Annotated in this window: 10 protein-coding genes; 2 read left to right on the forward strand and 8 right to left on the reverse strand. The window is 67.2% G+C overall.

The features are described 5' to 3' along the window. The first annotated feature begins 152 nt into the window (after nt 1-152). Complete coding sequence (gene glsB, locus LU671_RS21965; protein WP_028691427.1) at nt 153-1,070, forward strand: glutaminase B; 918 nt, start codon at nt 153-155, stop codon at nt 1,068-1,070. Between the two features lie 7 nt (nt 1,071-1,077). On the opposite strand, the gene LU671_RS21970 is transcribed toward glsB, so the two are convergent. Further along, on the reverse strand, nt 1,078-2,112 hold the full coding sequence (locus LU671_RS21970) for an AraC family transcriptional regulator (protein ID WP_232856903.1): 1,035 nt from the start codon (nt 2,110-2,112) through the stop codon (nt 1,078-1,080). Between the two features lie 283 nt (nt 2,113-2,395). On the opposite strand from LU671_RS21970, the gene LU671_RS21975 reads away from it, so the two are divergent. Continuing rightward, nucleotides 2,396-3,298, forward strand: a complete 903-nt coding sequence (locus tag LU671_RS21975) for a SphA family protein (RefSeq protein ID WP_232856931.1) — start codon at nt 2,396-2,398, stop codon at nt 3,296-3,298. Nucleotides 3,299-3,481: 183 nt separating this feature from the next. On the opposite strand, the gene LU671_RS21980 is transcribed toward LU671_RS21975, so the two are convergent. The 7 genes from LU671_RS21980 to LU671_RS22010 all read right to left on the reverse strand — a co-directional run bounded on the left by LU671_RS21980 (nt 3,482) and on the right by LU671_RS22010 (nt 16,013). Beyond that, on the reverse strand, nt 3,482-4,759 hold the full coding sequence (locus LU671_RS21980; protein WP_442964141.1) for a DSD1 family PLP-dependent enzyme: 1,278 nt from the start codon (nt 4,757-4,759) through the stop codon (nt 3,482-3,484). A 15-nt stretch (nt 4,760-4,774) separates the two neighbouring features. After that, a complete protein-coding gene (locus tag LU671_RS21985; RefSeq protein ID WP_232856904.1) occupies nt 4,775-6,169 on the reverse strand; it encodes a D-arabinono-1,4-lactone oxidase in 1,395 nt (464 codons plus the stop codon). Nucleotides 6,170-6,184: 15 nt separating this feature from the next. Next, the gene (locus LU671_RS21990; protein WP_232856905.1) at nt 6,185-6,541 is read right to left on the reverse strand and encodes a c-type cytochrome; all 357 of its coding nucleotides are present in this window, start codon (nt 6,539-6,541) and stop codon (nt 6,185-6,187) included. A 302-nt stretch (nt 6,542-6,843) separates the two neighbouring features. Further along, nucleotides 6,844-11,076 carry a hemagglutinin repeat-containing protein gene (locus tag LU671_RS21995; RefSeq protein ID WP_232856906.1) on the reverse strand — a complete coding sequence of 1,411 codons (4,233 nt, stop codon included), beginning with the start codon at nt 11,074-11,076 and terminating at the stop codon, nt 6,844-6,846. A 39-nt stretch (nt 11,077-11,115) separates the two neighbouring features. Further along, on the reverse strand, nt 11,116-12,789 hold the full coding sequence (locus tag LU671_RS22000) for a ShlB/FhaC/HecB family hemolysin secretion/activation protein (RefSeq protein ID WP_442964142.1): 1,674 nt from the start codon (nt 12,787-12,789) through the stop codon (nt 11,116-11,118). 799 nt (nt 12,790-13,588) lie between these two features. Further along, complete coding sequence (locus tag LU671_RS22005; protein WP_232856908.1) at nt 13,589-14,914, reverse strand: MFS transporter; 1,326 nt, start codon at nt 14,912-14,914, stop codon at nt 13,589-13,591. Nucleotides 14,915-14,942: 28 nt separating this feature from the next. Beyond that, nucleotides 14,943-16,013: a C45 family autoproteolytic acyltransferase/hydolase gene (locus LU671_RS22010; RefSeq protein WP_232856909.1), complete on the reverse strand. Its 1,071-nt coding sequence runs from the start codon at nt 16,011-16,013 to the stop codon at nt 14,943-14,945. Nucleotides 16,014-16,030: the final 17 nt, after the last annotated feature.

Genomic DNA, 16,030 nt, shown 5'->3' on the forward strand with positions numbered 1-16,030 from the left:
CTGCGCGACAGCGCAGCCCGGAAGGGCTGTGTGATCTCCTACAGGTTGCGCATCAGCACGCGAGCCAACGCGAACAGATGTGCTCCGCAGCCAGCAACCATCGTCTACCTGAACGTTTTCGAACGCGCCTTTCCTTCGCACCAGGTTTCCCGATGCAAGCACTCCTGCAAGAGATCCTCGACCACGTCCGCCCCCTGCTCGTCCAGGGCCAGGTGGCGCAATACATCCCCGCCCTCGCCCAGGTCGACCCGAACCAGCTGGGCATCGCCGTGCAGAGCCTGGACGGCCAGTTGCACTGCGCGGGCGATGCCCACACGCCGTTCTCGATACAGAGCATCTCCAAAGTGTTCAGCCTGGTGCAGGCGATCAACCACAGCGGCGAGGACATCTGGTCGCGGCTGGGCTACGAGCCTTCGGGCCAGGCGTTCAACTCGCTGGTGCAGTTGGAGGTGGAAAAAGGCCGGCCACGCAACCCGTTCATCAATGCCGGGGCGCTGGTGATCTGTGACATCAACCAGTCGCGCTATGCCACGCCCACCCTGTCGATGCGCGACTTCGTCCGCCGCCTGGCGGCCAACCCGCGCATCGTCAGCGACACGGTGGTGGCCGAGTCGGAATACCAGCACCGCGCGCGCAACGCGGCCATGGCCTACCTGATGCAGGCCTTCGGCAACTTCCACAACGATGTCGACGCGGTGCTGCGCAGCTACTTCCACCACTGCGCGCTGTCCATGAGCTGCGCCGACGTGGCCCGCGGCTTCGCCTTCCTGGCCAACAGCGGCTACTGCCCGCACAGCGGCGAGCAGGTGCTCAGCCCGCGCCAGGCACAGCAGGTGAATGCGATCATGGCCACCAGTGGGCTGTATGACGAGGCCGGCAACTTCGCCTACCGGGTCGGCCTGCCAGGCAAGAGCGGCGTGGGCGGCGGCATCGTCGCGGTGGTGCCAGGGCGCTACAGCATCTGCGTGTGGTCGCCAGCGCTGAACGCCTCGGGCAACTCGCTGGCGGGGCTGCGGGCGCTGGAGCTTTTGAGCGAGCGGATGACCGGGTCGGTGTTCTCGGCGGTCTGAGCGCCCCCTACAGGGCCGGGCTGTCGCGCCAGGCCGAGGGGCTCTGTCCGGTCCAGCGCTTGAACGCCCGACGAAAGCCGCGCACATCGCTGTAGCCGAGCGCCTCGGCAATACGTTCGATGGGCATGTTCGGGTTGCCCAGCAGGCTCGTCGCCCGCGATTGGCGCACCTGCTCCTGCAAGCCTTCGAAGGTCACGCCGTGCTCGGTCAGGTGCCGGCGCAGGGTACGGCTGCTCATGTTGAGGTCGGCGGCGACACTGTCGATCCGGCAGCCGTCGGGCAGGTCGCGGGCGATGGCGCGCTCCACGCTCTGCAGCAGGCTGGCCTTGTGCTGCAGCGGCGCGCACTCCAGCTCCAGCAGTTTGAGCGCCTGGCGCAGGGCGACCGGCTGATGCCCGGGCAACGACTGGTCGAGCCAGCGGCTGGCGATCACCATGCGGTTGTGCAGGCAGCCGAACGCTACTGCCGGCCCTAACAGATGCACGTAAGTGTCCCGGTAGGCCGGCGCGGGATGGGTGAACTCGAAACGCAGCGGCTGGAACTCGGTACCGATCAGCGTCCGGCCGTAGACCATCAGGCTGGCGAAGAACTCCTCCACCGCGAACACCTGGATCTCGGCGTAGGGCAGCCGGCAGTCGACCTCGATAAAGGTCTCCCGCTCGTCCTCGTGAAGACTGTAGACCGCGATGCCGCCGCTGGCGTGCTGGTAGCGCGCGCCCACCTCGAAGGCATCGCGCAAGGTCCTGCACAACGACAGCACGTGGCCGAGCAGGCCCAGGGTGCCCAGTACATTGCGATGCCCGACCCACAGGCCGAGGCCCTGCCCGGGCAAGGCCTGCAGGGTGCGCTGGATCAGTGCCACGGCCTGGCGACAGGCGATGCGCTGGGCCGGGTCCTGCAGCTCGGCCGGGGTGAAGCCCAGGCCTCGGCACAGCCGCTCGCCGTCCAGGCCACGGTCGCTGGCGAGCTGGAGCAAGGTCTGCAACATGAACGGCGAGGCCAGCGCCAGGTCGAGTTGCGGGTCAAGGGGGGTACTGGGCATGAAAGGCTGCTCCCGGGCCGAGGCGCCTGAGGTTCTTGTTGTCGGGGGCACTGCGCTCGGCGCCGTCATGATATCGCGCAGGGACGCGCCCCGACGGCGAGAGTAACAAAATATTGCAGAGTGTCCGGCAAAGCCCCCCTGCCTGTCCGGCACGGCCCTGCGCCCCCAGGCGGCCAGCGCTTATTTGTATAGGGCGGCACAACGCCGCTCGCCCACAACAATAAGAACGAGCCCGACCATGAACCCGACCCGCCTCGCCTGGCTGCCCCCGGCAGCCGCCTGCATGCTCAGCGCCAGCCTCGCCCTCCCGACCCATGCCACCGAAAACGGCGTGGACAACATCGGCCCCGGCACCGACGGTTTCTTCGTCCTGCCGCTGAACGTCGACCAGCTGCCGGCGCACATGTTCGCCTTCAATCTCTACTACAACCACTACCAGGCGCGAAAACTGGACATCAGCTCGCTCGGCGGCAAGGTCGAGCAGGTGAAGATCACCTCCGATGCGATCATCCCGCGGCTGGACTACCTCAGCCCGCTGCGCCTGTTCGGCGGGCGGGTCGGCGGCTACGTGGCGCAGCCCTACATGCGCCAGCAGGTGGCGATGTTCGGCCAGCGCAGCCGCCGCGAGAGCCAGGGCGACGTCACCATCGCACCGATCATCCTGTGGGACATGGGCGCGGACCTCACCCTGGGCGCGGCGCTGGAGATCACCCTGCCCACCGGCGACTACGAAGCCACGCGCATGGCCAACACCAGCAACAACTTCTACACCTACAAGCCGCTGCTGTCGGCGACCTGGCTGCCCAGCGAGCGTAGCGAGCTGTCGGTCAAGGCCACCTACAGCTTCAACGAAGAGAACCATGACACCGACTATCGCTCGGGGCAGCTGTTCCACTTCGACTATTCGGCCAGCTATCGGGTGACCGACAACCTGCGCCTGGGGGTCAATGGCTACTACGTGAAGCAGACCACCGACGACAAGCAGTTCGGCCGGACCGTGAGCTTCATGGGTGAGGATGTCGATGATGGGGTGCGCGGGCAGGTGTTCGCCATTGGCCCGGCGCTGCATTACACCTTTCTTGAGTACGCCAGCATCGAGGCGCGCTGGGCCAAGGAGTTCGCGGTGCGCAACAGGCCGGAGGGGGAGATGTTGTGGGTCAAGCTGAGTTTGCCGTTTAGTTTGTGAGGCCCGATCAGTTGCTAATTTCAGCGTTTACGTCTTGATCGCCGGGGCTGCTTTGCAGCCCTTTCGCGGCACAAGGCCGCTCCTACAGGGAGTGCGGTCGCCTGTAGGAGCGGCCTTGTGCCGCGAAAGGGATGGCCGCCCATTCAGGGAAATGCATGAATTTATGGACTGCGCAGCAACCCGCTACGCATACACCGGCCAGCGCTCGACAATCCGCCCATCGCGTACCGCCAGCAGGTCGCCGAACTGCAGCAGGATGGCCTCGGACTGGGTCGGGCGCAGGAACACCTGGTCGTCGACCTGCAGGCCCACCGCCGCCGAGCCGTTGAGCATTTCCTGGTTGGAGCTGCGCCCATAAAGGCCGTTGAAACGCAGTCCCCTGGGCGACTCGGGCTCGGCCAGCCAGTTGCCGCCATAAATGAAGAAGGTCTCGCGCTGATTCGGGTCCCACCAGGCGAACAACGCCGACTTGCCGTCCAGCGCCGGAATCTGCACCGCACCCGTGCGCTTGATCACCGGCGTGGCAATATAGGCCGCCGGCTGGTGGTCCTGCAGCGACGGCAGGTCATAGTGGGTGGGCTTGAGCAAAGCCGAACCCACCGATACCTCGCTACTGGTGCGCTCGTACTCGTGCATCCGGTAGCTAGGGCTGCCGGCGGTGTTGAGGGTCAGGTCCGTACGCCACAACCCGGGATAACGGCTGCGGGCGTGGTCGACGAAGCCGTCGTACAAGCCCATGACCTTGGCGAACAGCGCCTGTGGCGATCCGAGGATACCCGGCACGCCCATGCCGACGAAGGGGTCGTAGCCCATGAAGCCGGCGAAGGCCAGGTGCCGGGGATTGGCGGCGATGATCGCCAGCATCCGCTCCAGCTGCGCCGAGTCCTTGACTCCGCCCCGGTGCAGGCCGACATCCAGCTCGATGTTGATCCGCAGCCGGGTGCCCAGTCCCTGGGCCAGCGCCAGGTACTGTTGCAGGCGCTCGGGGGTGTCGAGCAACCATTGCAGTTGCCTGGCCGGGTCGAAAGCGCCGCGGTGCTCTTCGTAGAACAGCTGCGCCGAACGCACCGGCAGCGGCTTGCCCAGCAGGATGTCGGCCTCCGGGAAGCGCAGCACATCGTGGTTGAGAAACGGCTGGTGGAACGACATCAGCCGGCGGGTATCGGCACGCCGGGCGATGTAGTCGAGCAACTGCGGCGAGGGCAGCGACTTCTCCACCAGGCGCAGCTGCTTGCCGGCACGGCGCACCGACTGGGTCACCACATCGATGTTGTGGTCCAGGCGGTCGAGGTCGATCAGCATCACCGGGCGCATCGGCCCGTGTTCGCGCAGCTCGCGCTGCAACCTGGCGAAATAGTCATCGTGCGGTGCCCCTTGGGCGCCAGGGCGCAGCCAGGCGCCGGCAGCGGCCAGCAGCACACCGGCGCCCGCTGCGCCGACCAGGAATTTGCGTCTGTTCATCACCTCTCCTTGTGCTCAGGCAACGCCGAGGATCGAGGCCAGGTGGCCATTGAGGAACTTGCCTGTCGGGTCCAGCGCCTGACGCACCTCGGTGAATGCCTTCCAGCGCGGATACAGCGGCTGCAGGGTGCGCGCATTGAGGGTGTGCAGCTTGCCCCAGTGCGGGCGCCCGGCGTATTTCCAGAAGATCGGCTCGATGGCGGCGAAGAAGTTGTGGTGGTCCATGCTGTAGTGCTGGTGCACCGAGATCGAGCAGCTGTCGCGCCCTTCGAACATGCTCAGCGGGATATCGTCGGCCTTGACGTAGCGGTACTCGATGGGGAACCAGGTTTGCAGGTCGCGCTCACGGATCAGCGCGAGGATCTCGCGCAGGCAGGCCGGGCCGTGCTCGGCGGGCACCGAGTACTCCATCTCGTTGAAGCGCACGTTGCGCACATTGGCGAAGATCTCGTACGAGTCACCGACCCGCTCGTCGAAGCTGGCGACATGCCGCAGGCTGTTGAGCAGTACGCGCCGGGCTTCGGGAAAGTCGCTGCCGTACTTGTCGAGCTTCTCGATCAGGCTGACGAATTCGTTGCCACTGCCGCCGGCCGTATCCTGGTCAGCGGTGGCGGCATCCTTGGTTTCATTGAGGGCGATGGACAGCGCATAGTCGGAATGGGTGATTACCAGCATTTCCCAATGCTGGTTTTCCCGGGTGTTCTTCTCCACGTCCTCCAGCAACTCGTCGGTGCGAGCGATCCATTGCCGCTCGCGCAGACGGAAAGCCTCGCGGTTCTGCAGGCGGATCCGGGTGGCCACGCCCAGTGCGCCGAGGGACACCCGCGCCGCGGCGAACACCTCGGGGTGGCGATGGCTGTCGCAGTCGAGGACCTCGCCGCTGGCCGTGACCAGTTGCAGGCCGGTGACCTTCGAGGAATACGAGCCAAAGCCGACGCCGGTGCCATGGGTCGAGGTGGCGATCGCGCCGGCCAGGGTCTGGTAGTCGATGTCGGCCATGTTCGGCAGCGCCTGGCCGACCGCCTTGAGCGCCGCGCCCATCGCCGACATCGGCGTGCCGGCAGCGAACTCGGCCTGCAGGGTGGCGGGGTCGTGGTCGAGCAAACCACTGAAATAGCCGAGCGACACTAGAGTGCCGTCGCTGGGCACCAGGGCGCTGAAGGAATGCCCCGAACCGACCGGACGCACCCTGCCGGGGGCCTGGCGGATGGCCTGGGCCAGTTCGTCAAGGCTCTGCGGCGCCAGCCGCGCCTCCGGCAGGCAGCTCTGCGCGCCGGACCAGTTGCGCCAGGGGATCAGCCGCGGCGCGCGCAGCAGTTGCGCCAGTGCCGGGTTGGCGGAAAGCGCGAGCAACGCGCAGGCCGCGCCGGAGTGTTGCAGCCAGCGACGACGGGAAAGGTGAATCGTCATGGGAGTACCTTGCGCTCAGTGGAGGGGCTGGCCGGACATGTAGCCGATCAGGGCAAGGAACTGCGCCTCGCTGCACTGCATGCAGAGGCCCATGGGCGGCATGCCCTGGTAGCCGTTGATGCTGTGCTCCAGCAGGCGGTCGACGCCCTGGGCCAGGCGCGGGGCCCAGGCCGCCGCGTCGCCTGCCAGGGGGGCGCCGGACGCTGGGTTGGCGTGGCAGGTCTGGCAGGTGCTGGCGTACAGCGCGGCCAACGCAGGGTCCGCGGGGGGGGCCTGGGTGACGGCGGGTTTGCTGTCGTCCCGGCAACCGCCGAGTAGCAGGGCCAGGGTGGTCAGGACGGCTGCAGGTAGCAGCGGTGGGAAAAGCGGCATGGTGCTCCCCTCTTCTACCGTGCTTGGGCACGGCGTTTTCTTGTGGTGGGTAGGAAGCAACAGTAAGGCGGGGACAGGCTGGGGGTTCAGGGCAATGGCGGACAGCGAGGGGGGTGGGATCGGACAATCCTGCGCAGGGCAAGCAGCAACAGGCAGCCCTTTAAAGGTGTTGAAAATTGGCGTCCGACTTGGGCTTGCCGGGGCTGCTTTGCAGCCCATCGCGGCACAAGGCCGCTCCTACAGGGGTACGCGTTCGCCTGTAGGAGCGGCCTTGTGCCGCGATGGGCCGCAAGGCGGCCCTGTCAGCCCTTGTTGGTCAGGCCGTCAACCTGGCCTTCGACCGTCACCGGCCCGACCTTCAGCTTGCCGCCTTCCAGCGACACGCTGGGCAGGCCTGCCTCCGGCAGCTTGGGCAGGTCGAGGGTTGCCTTGACCTGGTAGCCGAGCGGCTTGACCTCGGCCCCGAGCGTGGTACCGCCCTGCTCCACGCCCTTGACCTGCAGCCCCAGCCCACGCTGCGCCGCGATGCCCGAAGCCTGCGTGACCCCGGCCTTGCGCACGAACTCGCCCTGGGCATTGAACGATGGCGTGTAGTCGAAGCCTGGCTTCTCCTGGCCTTCCTTCGCCTCGCCCGGCTTGCCGGCCAGGCCCGCGCCCAGGTCGACCCGCACCGAGGTGGTGGTGTCCTGGCGTTCCGCGACCGTCAACCCGCCCGCCAGCTTGCCGCCGACCTGCTGGCCGTCGACCCGGGCGCCGCTGAGTTGCGCCGCACCGGCACTGTTCAGAGTCACATCGCCAGCGGTGATATGGCTGTTCTGCTGGGTGGTGGCCTGCAGATGGTCCACCTGCACCTTGCCGCCCAGGTCGAAGTCATGGGACGAGCTGACCTGTTGCCCGGCGTCCGCCGGTGTATTTCGGCTCAGGTTGCTCCCGGCCTTCACCTCGACGCCCCAGTTGGTACGGCCCTGGGTGGACTGCGCCGACTCCAGCGCCAGGCCACCCTCGCCTGCGCCGACGTTGACGGCCGTGGCACCGACCTGGGTGCCCTGCAGATGCACCGACTGGCCGGCCAGGTCCACGTTGCCACGGCTGTTCAGCTGACCGCCGGCCAGGGTCTGCGAGCGTTCGTTGGTCTGGCCCACATTGAAGTTGCCGCCCAGCTTGCCGCTCAGGTCACGGCCCTGCTCACCGGTAGCCGCCTTGCCGCCGAGGTTGAGGCCACCGCCCAGATGACTGCCGCTGACGGTCCGGGTGTCGCTGGCGGCCTGCAGGTCGAGGGCGCCACCGGCCTTGAGTTCGACCGGGCCGTTCGCGTCGATGCGCGTGCCCTGCAAGGTCTGGTCGCCAGCACTGCCCAGGCGCACCAGGCCGTTGCCGCTGATGCTCGCCACCTGGGCCTTGCTGTCGACACTGTGCTCGCCGGCATGGTCGAGCTGGAACCCAGCACCCAGGTCGACCTTGTCCCCCACCGGCAAGGTGCCCACGGTCAACGAACCGCTGCCAGCGAGGCTGCCGGTGTCGCGACGCGCATGATTGCTGGCCTGGTCCAGGGCCAGCTTGCCGCCGGTGTTGACCGCCACCGCGCCCTGGCCACCGTCGAGACGGCTGCCTTCGAAGCGGGCATCGCCACCGACCTGGAGGTTCAGGCCCTGGTTGCCACTGAATGTACCGACCACGGCAGTGGATGTATCTTCGCTCAGGTGCTTGCTGCCACCGGAACCGTTGGCGGTCACGTTGAGGTCCTCGCCGGTCTTGGTGTAGATCCGGGCGGACACATCGGCGTTCACCTGCTGCTCGCTGCGGCTGTGGGTGTTGCTGGCCGCGTCGGCCTGCAACGAACCGGCCTTGATGTCCAGCGCGCCGCCGTTGGCGTTGTAGCGGGTGCCCTGGTCCTTCAGCGCGCCGGCCACGTCCAGCTGCACGCCCTGGCCGTTGAACTGGCTGACCACCGCGGTGCCGGTCTGCTCGCCCTGTTGCTGGCTGGCATGGCCCACGGCCAGGTCGACGCCCAGGTTCGGCGTGCCGAGCTTGCCCAGGGCGGCGGTCAGCGAAGTCTTGCCGTCCAGCACGTCCTTGACGTCGTTGAGCGGCAGCTTGCCGTCGAGCGCATCCTTGACGGACACCTTGCCGTCCACCACGTCCATGACCGCCCCGGCGATCGGCCGGGCGATGTCCTTGTACTCGACGTTGACACCGACATCCGCTGTCCAGCTGCTCTGCTGGTGGCTGCTGCTGGTGGTGTCGCGGGCCGCACGGTTGTCCACCTGGCCTGCGCTGATGCTCAGGGTGCCGGCGCTGTTCACCTGCGCGCCTTCGCTGGCCAGTGTGTCGGCCTTGATTTTCACGCTGCCGGCGCTGTCGAGGCCGGTGGTCTTCGCCGTGGTGCTGCTGGAAGTGTCCTGCTGGGTGCCATGGGCGAAGTCGACCCCGGCGCCGGCACGGTCCAGGCCGGCGGTAAGGTAGACGCCACCGCCGGTGTGGCTGCTGTCGCGGGACTCGCTGCGGCTGTCCTGCTCGGCCAGCAGCGACACCTGCTTGCCGGCCAGGGTGGTATCGCCCGCGGTGGACTTCACCGCGGCGCCCTTGACGCTCAGGTCACCGCCGGCGGTCAACTGAACTTCGCTGCCGCTGAGGCTGGAACCCTGCTGGCTGACCTGGCTGCCACTGGTGCTCTGACGATCGCTCGCATAGCCGACGCCAGCACGATACTGCCCGGAGCCCGGCGCGCTCTCCTTGGCCGACGCAACGAAGCCACGGCTGCTGCTGGCGCTGTTGTGTTCGCGGGTGTCCTGGGCCGAGGCGACCTTCAGATCCCCCGCCGCCTCGGCGTTCAGCGCACCGGTGGCCTTGACCGTCGAGCCGACCACGTCGATGCCCTCGGCGCTGCTCAGGCCGACGCTGCCACCGGCCACCAGCTCGCTGCGCACCGCGGTGCTTTCCCAGCTGTTCTGCTTGGCTTCGTTGTGGCTGACGCCGAAGAACTTGCTCTGCTGGTTCTGGCTGTCACGCTGGTCGGTGCGCGAGGCGTTGCTGATCTGCACCTGCTTGCCGGCGATGCGGATGTCCTGGCCACTGGTCAGCTGGGCACCTTCGGCCAGCACCGAGGCCTTGGCGTGCAGTGCGATGTCGCCACCCTTGAGCTGGCTGGTGACGCTGCGCTGGGTTTCATTGCGGTTGTCCCAGTCGGCCTTCCAGAAGCCCTTGGTGTGCTTGCCCTGGTCGGTCTGCACCTGGCGCTCGGTGGCGGCGGTCAGGCGCAGGTCGGCACCGCTGTCCAGGCGCAGTTTGCCGGGCGCCTCGAGGCTGGCGGCGCTGAGGGTGAGGTCCTGGCCGGCGTGCAGCCCGGCATCACGCTGGGCCACGACCCGGGTGGCGTGCTCGCGGGTGTCGCTGTCGGTCTGGGTGCGCTGGTAGGTCTCCCAGTCGATGCCCAACGCGCCGCTGCGCCAGTTTTCGCGTTTTTCCTGGAGCTTGCGGCTTTGCACGGTGCTCAGGGTGAGATTGCGTCCGGCGTCGAGCTTGACGTCGCGCCCGGCCACGTCGGCAGCGGCCAGGGTCAGGTCCTGGGCACCATGCAGCTCGACATCGCCCTGGCTGCTGCGCACGCCGGCACGGGTCGCCTGCAGCGAGTCGGCCACGGCGGCGCCGCTGATATTCAGGTCACCCGCCGAGTCGATACGCACGCCGTCGCGGCCGTCGATCTGCCCCGACCCGACCCGCACACCGGCACCCTGCGCGGTACTGACGATATTGATGCGCCCGGCCTGCATCGCGCCGAACAGGCTGGCGTCGATACGTTGCTCGCTGGCTGCGCCGCGGTCGACGACCTTGGCCTGGCCGCTGACGTAGTCCACCTGATTGCGGCCCACGGTGAGGTTGAGTTGGTCGCGGGCATCCAGACGACCCTGGCTGTCGATGCGCGGGGCGATCAGGTTGACCGAGCCGCCGTCGTTGCGCAGGCCGGCGCCCTGCACCTGCAACTGGCCGTTGGCGTCCTGGGTGCCCAGGGCCTTGAGCCGGCCCGCGTCCAGTTCAGGACGGCCCACCACCAGGCTGGCATTGGGCGCGTTGATGAAGCTGGCGCCGTTGACCGAGATGCCGTTGGGGTTGGCCAGCACATAGTCGGCGGCGCGGCCGAAGATTTCCTGGGCGCCATTGATGGCGGAGGCGTTGCGGCTGACCACTTCGTTGAGGATCACGCTCGCCGCCTGGCCCTGGAACTGCGGGTTGGCCGCCAGCTCACCGGCCAGCTGCGAGTGGCCGGCCTGCAGGGCGTTGTTCAGTACCAGGCCCTGGCGGTCGACGTTGTAGTCAAGGAACTGGTTGTGCGACAGGCCCGCGCCGTTGGGCGCGACGATATTGACGATGGGCACGCCGCCCTGGGTCTGCAACTGTGCCGTGCCCCCGGGGCCGGGGGCGACCACGACGCCGCCGGCCAGCGCCTGGGGCAGGCTCGCGGCCAGGAACAGGCTGGCTATCGCCCAGCGCAGCTTGCCTTGCGGGGACAGGTTGAAGGTAAAGGGGGTCTTGGGCATAGGTCACTCTCCATGTCGGTACTGCTAATTCGGTGCGACTCAAATCTGCACGGCGGCCCTGAACAGCCAGACTTCAGGCTCGCGGTGGTAACCGCTGGGGGTGGTCAGGCTGCGCTGGTAGTCAACGTCCAGCTGCAGCGCCTTCCAGCTCAGGTTCAGGCCCAGGCTCGCGCCGCTCAGGCGCTGGCTGGCGGCGCCGTGATCGGCCTTGATCCAGCCGTGGTCCAGCCCCAGCCGCGGGGTGATGGTCAGCGGCCCCTGGGGCTGCAGCGGCAGGCGCAGGGTGTTGCGCCACACCGCCCCGCTGGCCCCGGACAGGCTGCTGAGGCGATAGCCGCGCACGGCGGAATCGTCGGTGCCGAGCAACTGCTCGATGGCTGGCAGCGGGTCGGGGCTGTACTGCAGGTTGAACTGGCTCTGCCACTGCCAGGGTTGGCCCAGCAGCTGGCCATTGCGCCACTGGCCGAGGCCGGCGCGGTACTTGCGAAACTGCGCCATGGGCAGGTCGGGCACCGGCCGATCGGCATCGTCGTCGGCGCCAAACCAGTGCAGTCCCTGGGCGTAGTTGAGGTCCAGATTCCACACCGCGCTGTCGAGCCAGAACAGATTGAGCCCGGCCTCGGCCACCGTCAGCGTCGGGCTCTGCACGTCCAGGCGGACCTTGGCGAATTCGCTGTCGACGTCCTTGTGCGCCAGTTGCAGGCTGGCGCTCAATTGATGGCGCTGGTCGCGCCACAGCACGCGCTCGCCGCGCAGGCTGAGCTGGTCGGTGATGCCGGTGCTGTGCAGGGTCAGGGTGCTGAGCTTGATCGGCGAGCGGTACTCGGCATGGCTGGCGAACAGGCTGAAGGTCCAGTAGCCATAGGGAATCGCGTAGTACAGGCTGGCGTTGCGGCTGTAGCGGTCGCCCTGGTTGAGGGTGTCGCTGGCCGACAGGCTGAGCAGGTCATTGAGCGCCAGCGGGTTGTCCAGGCTCATGCTGAGCACGCTGCGGTCACGGCCAGTGCTGGCGCTGCCGAGATTGTCCAGGCCCAGGCCCACGGAAACCCGTGGCAGGCCGGCGCTGCGCGGGCGCAGGATGATCCGCGAGGCGCCCGGCTGGCTGCCGGGGGCGATGTCGGCGGTGAGGTCGACCGAACGCAGGCGGTTGAGCTGGTCCAGGCCCTGCTCCAGGTCGCGCAGGTTCAGCGGCTCGCCAAGCATGCCGGGGAAGGCCCCGGCCAGGGACACCGGCAGGCGCTGGTCGGCCAGTTCGATGGCCTCCAGGTAGCCTTCGTCCACCAGGATGTCCAGCGACTGCCCGGCCGCCGGGGCGCTGCTCAGGTAGGGGCGGCTGGCGATATAGCCCTTTTCCAGGTACAGCGCGGTGATGCCCGACAGCAGCTGGTTGATCTGCCCCACGCCCATGCACGCGGCCACCAGGGGGTCGATGCGGGCATCGAGGGTGGCGCGGTCGATCAGCGTGACACCGCCGATGCGCACCCCGGCCAGCGGCCAGCAGCGCGCATCCGGGGCCGAGGCCTTGGGTGTCTGTGGGGTGGTGTCGGGCGCGGTGAACGCGCCGCGTTGCAGTTGCCGGCGGCGTTGTTCCAGTTGCAGTTGCTGCAGGTCGTGTTGCTGCTGTTGCTGTTGGCGCAGCACTTCCTGGCCGGGGGTAAATGTCTCGGCATGCAGGTTGCCGGCGCACAGGCAAGCCAGTACGACAGACAGCATTAATTGACGACGATCAACAGCAGACAGGTACGACATACAACACCCATTCGCAGGCAAAGGCACAGCGAGAATCGCAGTACTTGGAACTTCCCAGCACGGTCACCGAGGGTTATCGGCACACGCGCAATAACTTTAGAAAGTTGAGCGTTGTTTGTTGAAACGCTCGCGGAAAAGTTAACGACTGCTAATTACCACATGGCTACGGGCATGACCGCATGGTCACTTGATAGCCCTTGGTAAAGCGGGTATAGGGGCTGACGCGATCGAATTGTCCAACAATCGAACTGAATGACTGTCTGGCCCCACGGTACTTGTAGACACGAGCGGGAGACACCGGACTTTAGTCGTAGGGGGGATAGTGGGGCAACTTTATGGTTTGCGGGCAGATTGGGCGAGAGACAAGTTGGCTGAAAATTGCGCAAAAGTTGCGCTGAGGAATGGGGAGTAATTGTTCTGGAATTGAGGTGTTCGACGAGAGTATTACAGCGCCTATTAGACCGAGCGCCGCCCGCGCGGCGCATCGCGGATGAATCCGCTCCTACATTTGTTGCAACGTGGCCATGCCTGATAGGCCATGGTTGTTTGCCTTGTTTGCACGACGCGGTTTTTCGGTGGGCATTGCCGCCGCCCCACCTGTCTCAAGACAGGCGCCAAGGCTGGCAACCATGGCCTGACAGGTTCGGTACGTTGCAACAGACGTAGGAGCGGATTCATCCGCGATGCGCCACGCGGGCGGCGCTCGATCTGATAGGCGCTGCAAGACTATCGCCTGCCACCCACCGCTCTCACACAATCCCCCTCACCGCTCCAACGCCGAACCGCGCAACAATCCCCCCTCTTCACTCCCCTCGCCCAGCCCATCGATCTGCGCCATGCTCAGCCGCGCCGTCTCCTTCAAGCCCAACGAACACAGCGCCACCAGCGCCAGCGCCGCCGCCCCGTACAACGCGACGCCCAGTGGGTCATGCCCGTTGAGAATCAGGATCGCCGTGGCAATGCTCGACGCCGTCCCGCCCCCCAGCGCCGCGCCGACCTGGTAGCTGGCGGAAATGCCCGAGTAGCGCATTTCCCGGGGAAACTGCTCGCCCAGGAACGCCGGGATCGGCCCCTGTGTGGCGCCCATCAGTGCACCGACCAGGCTATAGGCGACCAGGGCGATACCGAAGTGGCGCATGTCCACCAGGGCAAAAAAGGCGAACAGGCCCAGCGCCATGACCAGCGCCCCGAACACCATCACCACGCGCCGCCCCAGGCGGTCCGACAGGTGCCCGAACAGCGGCGCCGACAGCACGATGGCCACCGACAGGGTCAGGTCGAACATCAGGGCCTCGGTGCTGCCGTACCCCGCCTGGGTGGCGTAGGTCAGGAAGAACGTGCTGCCGATGTAGGCGATGGTGCAGTAACCGAAGGCGATACCAGTGCACAGCAGCAATTGCCGTGGCCGTTGCCGCAGGGCTTGCGCCAGGGGCGCCCGCACGGGTTTGACGGTGGATGCGGTCAGCGGCGTCTTCAGCCGTGCATACAAGCCGATCAGCACCAGGGTGCCTCCCAGCCAGAACGGGATCCGCCAGGCGAAGTCCACCAGGTTGTCATCGAACGCGGCGCTGACCAGGGCGAATACCGCCGCACCGAGAATGCCGCCCACGCCGATGCCCATGCTGGTGAAACTGCCCCACAGGCCGCGCCGGCCAGGCGGCGCCGACTCGATGCCAAACAGCGCGGCGCCACCCCACTCGCCCCCGGCGGCAAAGCCCTGGACCAGGCGCAACAGCACCAGCAGGATCGGCGCAACCACACCAAGGCTGGCATGCCCCGGCAGGCAGCCGATGAGGAAGGTGCTCAGCCCCATCAACAGCAAGGTGGTGACCAGTACCTTCTGCCGACCGACGCGGTCGCCGAAATGGCCAAACACCAGGCCGCCCAGGGGCCGGGCGAGGAACCCCGCGCCGAAGGCACTGAACGCCACCAGGGTGGCGGTCAGGTGGTCCAGACCGGGAAAGAACACCTGGGGAAACACCAGCGCGGCGGCGGTGCCATAAATGATGAAATCATAGAATTCGAGGGCCGTGCCCAGGCCGGAAACGCAGAAGGTACGCAAGGCGGAGCGGGAAGGTTGTGCATGCATTGTTGTTGTTCTCGTGATGCGGATGGGCTCAGAAACGTTGGCAGCCGGCCTTGGCCAGTTGTAGCGGGGTGCCGGCGACGTAGTCGAGATGGCCGTGCTCGGTGTCGATGGCCACGCTGAGCAGGGTTTCCCAGCGCTCGGTGTCGGGCAGCGCCAGGTCCGGATGGAAGCAGATCGGCGCGGCATCGCCCGCAGCGCCGCACATGGCCTCGGCACGGGCACGCGGGTCGGCGCTGGTCATCTGGCCGACCACCTGTTGCAGATGGGCCAGCCGGCCCTCGGTCTCGGCCCGGTCGGCGACCTGCTCACCGGTACTGAGCTGCGGGTCGAGGAAATGGTTGGTGTGCAACAGCCAGCCATCCTCGCGGGGCAGCACCAGCGCCGTGCGCTCGGGACTCAGCTCGATGCTCACCGCACGTGGGCTGCGGTCCTCGCGGGAGAACACAGTGAGCACGGTGGAGGCGCTGACCCGCGCCGAACGGGCCAGTTCGATGGCCTCGTCGACACTGCGAGCCTCCTCCAGCAGCCGTCGGGCGATGGCATGCACCGGCACGCCGCCGGCGGTGTTGTCGCTGCGGTGGTGAAGGATGTTGAAGTGCAGGCCCAGGCCCGCGCTGTTGATCCCCAGCTTGGCCAGCATGCCAAACTCGCAGAACAGCTTGACCGCCAGGCCCTGGCGGCTGCGCAGGGCCAGCATCAGGCCATGGGGGCACAGGCTGTCGTGCCAGTCCCAGGTCTGCAGGGTCTGCGGCGCACGCGGGCCACGGGGGGCGTGCACGGTGGTGGAGCATTCGCTGTGGCGGGTGCGTGCCGCCAGCACCTCGGTGCGGGCGTTGAGGCTCGCCAACTGCCACAACGGCAGGCCGCTGCCACTGGCCAGGCCGGTGATTTCCGCCGCCAGGTCCGGGCTCCAGGCCTCGAGGGCGGCCAGGCTGTTCTCGCCGATGCGCTGCGCTTCGCCCAGCGTCACGCCGACGCGGGGAAAGAAGTCCAGGTACAGCTGGGTGGTCTCGCCGATCTGCCCGGCAAAGCGCTCGCCGACCTGACGGCCGCGGGCATGGGGATCGAGGGTATCGGTGACGCAGGTATGAATCTTCACGGCGGCTTTCCTGATGG

It is taken from the genome of Pseudomonas sp. NMI760_13 (assembly GCF_021283245.1).
GTDB classification, from domain to species: Bacteria; Pseudomonadota; Gammaproteobacteria; order Pseudomonadales; family Pseudomonadaceae; genus Aquipseudomonas; species Aquipseudomonas peradeniyensis.

Excerpts from the sequence above, each read along its gene's own strand:
- LU671_RS21975 (WP_232856931.1), top strand. The coding sequence starts at position 2,396 with ATGCTCAGCGCCAGCCTCGCCCTCCCGACCCATGCCACCGAAAACGGC.
- LU671_RS21990 (WP_232856905.1), bottom strand. The coding sequence starts at position 6,541 with ATGCCGCTTTTCCCACCGCTGCTACCTGCAGCCGTCCTGACCACCCTG.
- LU671_RS21980 (WP_442964141.1), bottom strand. The coding sequence starts at position 4,759 with ATGAACAGACGCAAATTCCTGGTCGGCGCAGCGGGCGCCGGTGTGCTG.
- glsB (WP_028691427.1), top strand. The coding sequence starts at position 153 with ATGCAAGCACTCCTGCAAGAGATCCTCGACCACGTCCGCCCCCTGCTC.
- LU671_RS21985 (WP_232856904.1), bottom strand. The coding sequence starts at position 6,169 with ATGACGATTCACCTTTCCCGTCGTCGCTGGCTGCAACACTCCGGCGCG.
- LU671_RS22000 (WP_442964142.1), bottom strand. The coding sequence starts at position 12,789 with ATGCTGTCTGTCGTACTGGCTTGCCTGTGCGCCGGCAACCTGCATGCC.
- LU671_RS21995 (WP_232856906.1), bottom strand. The coding sequence starts at position 11,076 with ATGCCCAAGACCCCCTTTACCTTCAACCTGTCCCCGCAAGGCAAGCTG.
- LU671_RS22005 (WP_232856908.1), bottom strand. The coding sequence starts at position 14,914 with ATGCATGCACAACCTTCCCGCTCCGCCTTGCGTACCTTCTGCGTTTCC.
- LU671_RS21970 (WP_232856903.1), bottom strand. The coding sequence starts at position 2,112 with ATGCCCAGTACCCCCCTTGACCCGCAACTCGACCTGGCGCTGGCCTCG.